Source organism: Hydrocoleum sp. CS-953, from assembly GCF_002260545.1.
Classification (GTDB): domain Bacteria; phylum Cyanobacteriota; class Cyanobacteriia; order Cyanobacteriales; family Microcoleaceae; genus Trichodesmium.
Window position 1 is genome coordinate 1 of sequence record NZ_LGSU01000767.1, and the last position, 4,572, is coordinate 4,572.

The following is a 4,572-nucleotide window of genomic DNA, read 5'->3' on the forward strand; positions in this document are numbered from 1 at the left end:
GAAATATTTTAGGAGGAACAAGAATGAAATATCTTAATTACTTATAATTTCAAGAGTAAAAACAATATATATCCATCCTAGAAAATAATTATATTTCACATAGTAGGCAGTTAAAAGCTTGAGAATTTTTAGTATAAATTTTAATATAGAAAAAAATCTTAAAATTTTTCGAGAAAACCTGACAAATATAACAATAGTTGCCTATACTCAATAAAATTGACTCGAACAAGTGCCTTAGTTGCCATGATTAAATCAAGCAATATTTCCCAACCACCCACAACTTTATTATCCCTAAATATCGCCCCAGCTCAAGTTATTCGAGGGAAAAATGCTCTGGCCGAATCAGGAGAGGCGATCGCCCGTCTTGGCAATAATCCCCTGATAGTTGGAGGCGATCGCTCCCTGAGTACCATCCAACCCTACCTGCAACCCTTACTAAAAATCCATAATTTAAAATTTACCCAGGCTAACTACGGCTCAGACTGTAGTGAAACAAGCTTGGCTAATCTCCGTCAAACTGTAGCCACCCACAAAGCAGACTTAATAATTGGTATTGGTGGTGGTAAAGCTCTTGATACATCTAAACTCCTAGCTCACCAATGTCATTTACCCATAATTACCATTCCTACCTCAGCAGCTACTTGTGCAGCTTGGACAGCACTATCAAATATCTACTCAGACCAAGGCGCTTTCTTATATGATGTAAGTTTAGCTAGATGTCCAGAATTGCTAATTCTAGATTATGGGATTATCAAAACTGGGCCTCCCAGAACTTTAATAGCTGGTATTGGAGATGCGATCGCCAAATGGTATGAAGCATCAGTCAGTAGTGGCCATTCAGAGCAAACAATGATTATTGCTGCTGTCCAACAAGCCAGAGTCTTAAGGGATATCCTCTTTCAAAAATCAACTGCTGCCCTACAACAACCAGGAGGAGAAATCTGGCAAGAAGTTGTAGATGCAACAGTATTATTAGCTGGTTTAATTGGAGGTATTGGTGGGGCGCAATGTCGGACTGTGGCTGCCCATGCTATTCATAATGGCCTAACTCATTTGTCTGCTAGTCATGGCAAATTACATGGAGAAAAAGTTGCTTATGGTATATTAGTTCAGCTAAGGTTAGAAGAAATGGTACAAGGCAATCAACTAGCCGTAACTGCTAGACAACAACTGTTAAAATTCTACGATGAGATTGGTTTACCAAAAAGCTTAAATGACTTAGGTTTGAAAGAAATCACTTTATCTGAATTATGGCGTGTTGCTGAAGTTGCTTGTAATCCAAATTCTGACATTCATAGATTACCATTTAAAGTAGTTCCAGAGCAATTAGTAGCAGCAATGGTTTCTACAACAGTTTCACTGGAGCTAGAGAAACAAAATTTGGGAACTAATTCAGATATTGATACTATCGTAAACAATTAACAATTAACAATTAATAATTAATAATTAATAATTAATAATTAATAATTAATAATTAAGGCTCTCCTAGACTGGTTATAACAAATTAGTAGTTTAAATAGCTCTAAACCCTTAAATAGCAGAGGATTCAACCAAATAAAAATCCCGGTTTATGGGAATTGCTTTTTTATATTCCCATAATCCTTCCATAGCAAGGGTTATGAAGTTTATTTTGTAGTAATTTATCATAGCTACTCTAGAATAGCCATAATTAAGAACTACCTCTTCAGTAATAGAAAGATTGGTTCATTAATTGATAATGGATAATAAATAGTGGATTATGAAAACTCTCTCTAATTATCAATGATCCATTGAAAAGGAGAGGCTTGAAACCTCCGGGGATTAATTATCAATTATCCATTAGTAAAAAGATTTTTTTCTTTTTTATCTATGATGGGAGAGTCTTTATACCTTAATTTGTTGGTAAATAATAAAATGTAGAAAATNTTTCTTTTTTATCTATGATGGGAGAGTCTTTATACCTTAAGTTGTTGGTAAATAATAAAATGTAGAAAATTATCACATTTTTTCCTTTTTCTATTTGGTGTACCTTATCATTGAGGCTTTTTGAAATTCCTAATTACTTTGATAAATCAATTAATAACTAATAATCTAAATATTTAAAGCCTCTACTTTCAAGTCGAAAAAAGCAACACCAAATTTTATTTTAGTCAATCTTCGTCCTTTGGAAAAAAAAGGTAATTGTTAATTGTCAATAAATCCAATTTTTTTGTAAAATATATTTGTAAAATAATATATGTATTCTATTAACCCAGCAGACAGGGTACAAGCACTACCACCTTACGTTTTTGCCCGCTTAGATGAACTGAAAGCTCGTGCCCGTGAACAAGGACTAGATTTAATTGATTTGGGAATGGGAAACCCAGATGGGGCGACTCCTCAACCTGTTGTTGAAGCTGCCATTAATGCTTTACAAGATTCTACTAATCATGGTTATCCACCTTTTGAGGGTAGTGCTAGTTTCCGCAAAGCAATTACTGATTGGTATCTTCGTCGTTATGGTGTAGAGCTTGACCCTGATGGAGAAGCTTTGCCACTTTTAGGTTCTAAAGAGGGTTTAACTCATTTAGCTTTGGCATATATAAATCCGGGAGATTTAGTTTTAGCACCTAATCCTGCTTATCCCGCACATTTTCGGGGTCCTTTAATTGCTGGTGGTAAGGTTCATAGTATTTTACTGAAACCAGAAAATGATTGGATTATCGATCTGGGAGATATTCCTGATAATGTGGCAGAGCAAGCAAAAGTTTTCTTTTTTAATTATCCTAGTAACCCTACTGGCGCTACTGCTCCACGAGAATTTTTTGAGGATATTGTTGCTTTTGCGAAAAAGTATGAAATTTTGCTAGTTCACGACTTATGTTATGCTGAGTTGGCTTTTGATGGTTATCAACCTACCAGTTTATTAGAGATTCCTGGAGGAAAAGATATTGGTGTAGAATTTCACACTATGTCGAAAACTTATAATATGGCTGGTTGGCGAATAGGTTTTGTAGTTGGTAACTCTCATGTTATTCAAGGCTTACGGACTTTGAAAACTAATTTGGATTATGGTGTGTTTACTGCTTTGCAGTCAGCAGCTAAGACTGCTTTGGAATTACCGGATGAATATTTATCTCAGGTTCAAGAACGTTATCGCCAACGTCGAGATTTTCTGATTCAAGGTTTAGGGAAATTAGGTTGGAATGTGCGGAAGACTCTGGCAACTATGTATTTATGGGTTCCTTGTCCCCCAGGAATAGGTTCTACTGATTTTGCTTTATCTGTTTTGCAAAAAACTGGGGTGGTGGTAACTCCTGGAAATGCTTTTGGTAGTGGTGGTGAAGGTTATGTGAGAATGAGTTTAATTGCTGAGTGTGAACGTTTGGGTGAAGCGTTACGTCGGTTTGAGCAAGCAGGTATTTGTTATAAATAGGGAGTAGGGAGTAGGGAGTAGGGAGAAATCATGGCGTTGGTAATTGGTAAGATGATTTGGCAATAGGGTTGACACTCCACGGACTGAAAGTCCCGTGGATTCTTAAGTGGAACAAATTTGACGGACTTTCCTCACGTCAAATTTCACCCTTAATGGCATAGCCAAAGATGCCTCTAATCTGTCCGGGGTAAACCCATTCAGGTTGCTTTTTACTCCAATATTTGCAGCACCATTACAATCGGCATTTATCAATTTTCCTTCCCTAGTTTTGTACAAACCACGCTGTCTTGATGCAGTCGCTCATGGGGGAAACCCCCAAGACCGCGCTGCATCGCTTCACTCGTTTACCACTGAAACTATATTCAGTTGGATTATCAGCATTATAAACAGGGATTAAATCACTATCTAAAAAGCTAGCTTTAGATGTATAAGATTCTTCCTGCTCTTTGTAAATCAACCCGTATCTATCACACATAGCTTTCAGTTTTAACCTCAAACTATGGTGTGGTATCTGTACAAACTTTTGGTTAGTTTTTTTGCCTAAATTGATATTTTGCTTCATGGCTGGATTAACACCTACAACTAGAGTAGATATTCTATTTTTACTACACCAGTTGATTAAATACCTAGCTACTTTATTTAGGTAATCTCTGATTTTATTATTCCGATTTACCGTAATACTAATTTGTTTTTTGGTTAAACCTTTAATGCCCTGTTTATCCTTTCTAGACTGCAATCTAGCATTTTCGCGTGTTGTACCACTGGTTGATTGATTTAATTTTTCTACCGTCTAAAATAAACGATGACCCAGTATTCGATACACAAGTGGCGCTTATTGTCTAACCCTAAGTCTATTGCTACTATATTATCTGTCTTTACTGCTGGTTGTGACTCCTCCTCCGTAATAAATTCTACTTCAAAAAACTGGGCATCAAATCTAGGTATTATCCTTTTCATGTCGGCTCTTAGCCGAAACTTCCTTGAGATTCTTACCTACCAATCTTTCAGGGAAAGGTATTTTTACTGCACCATAGTCGGCTTTAAATTCCCTAGACATTGGAATGTTAAAATATCCGTCTTTTACCCTAATTCGAGGTATTATTAAAGGAAAGTACCCCTCTTTTTTGAGGTATCTAGGCATTCGGATTTGTTCAAACCGATATAAACTTTCTTTAGCC

3 protein-coding genes and 2 pseudogenes are annotated in these 4,572 nt (G+C 36.3%); 2 read left to right on the forward strand and 3 right to left on the reverse strand.

Annotated features, from left to right (window positions below; all coding sequences use genetic code 11):
- Positions 1-243: 243 nt before the first annotated feature.
- On the forward strand, positions 244-1,422 hold the full coding sequence (locus tag AFK68_RS09350) for an iron-containing alcohol dehydrogenase family protein (protein ID WP_094672482.1): 1,179 nt from the start codon (positions 244-246) through the stop codon (positions 1,420-1,422).
- Between the two features lie 793 nt (positions 1,423-2,215).
- Positions 2,216-3,394 (forward strand): aspartate aminotransferase, encoded by a 1,179-nt coding sequence (locus AFK68_RS09355; protein WP_094672481.1) that lies wholly within the window; start codon positions 2,216-2,218, stop codon positions 3,392-3,394.
- Between the two features lie 102 nt (positions 3,395-3,496).
- Here AFK68_RS09355 and AFK68_RS36505 read toward each other — a convergent pair whose 3' ends face one another.
- The 3 genes and pseudogenes from AFK68_RS36505 to AFK68_RS38515 form a co-directional block, all read right to left on the reverse strand.
- On the reverse strand, positions 3,497-3,646 hold the full coding sequence (locus AFK68_RS36505; protein WP_168186384.1) for a hypothetical protein: 150 nt from the start codon (positions 3,644-3,646) through the stop codon (positions 3,497-3,499).
- Positions 3,647-3,656: 10 nt separating this feature from the next.
- Positions 3,657-4,154 (reverse strand): annotated as a pseudogene (locus tag AFK68_RS34795) (IS200/IS605 family accessory protein TnpB-related protein); the annotation flags it as partial.
- A gap of 177 nt (positions 4,155-4,331) precedes the next feature.
- Positions 4,332-4,572, reverse strand: a pseudogene (locus AFK68_RS38515) (hypothetical protein); the annotation flags it as partial.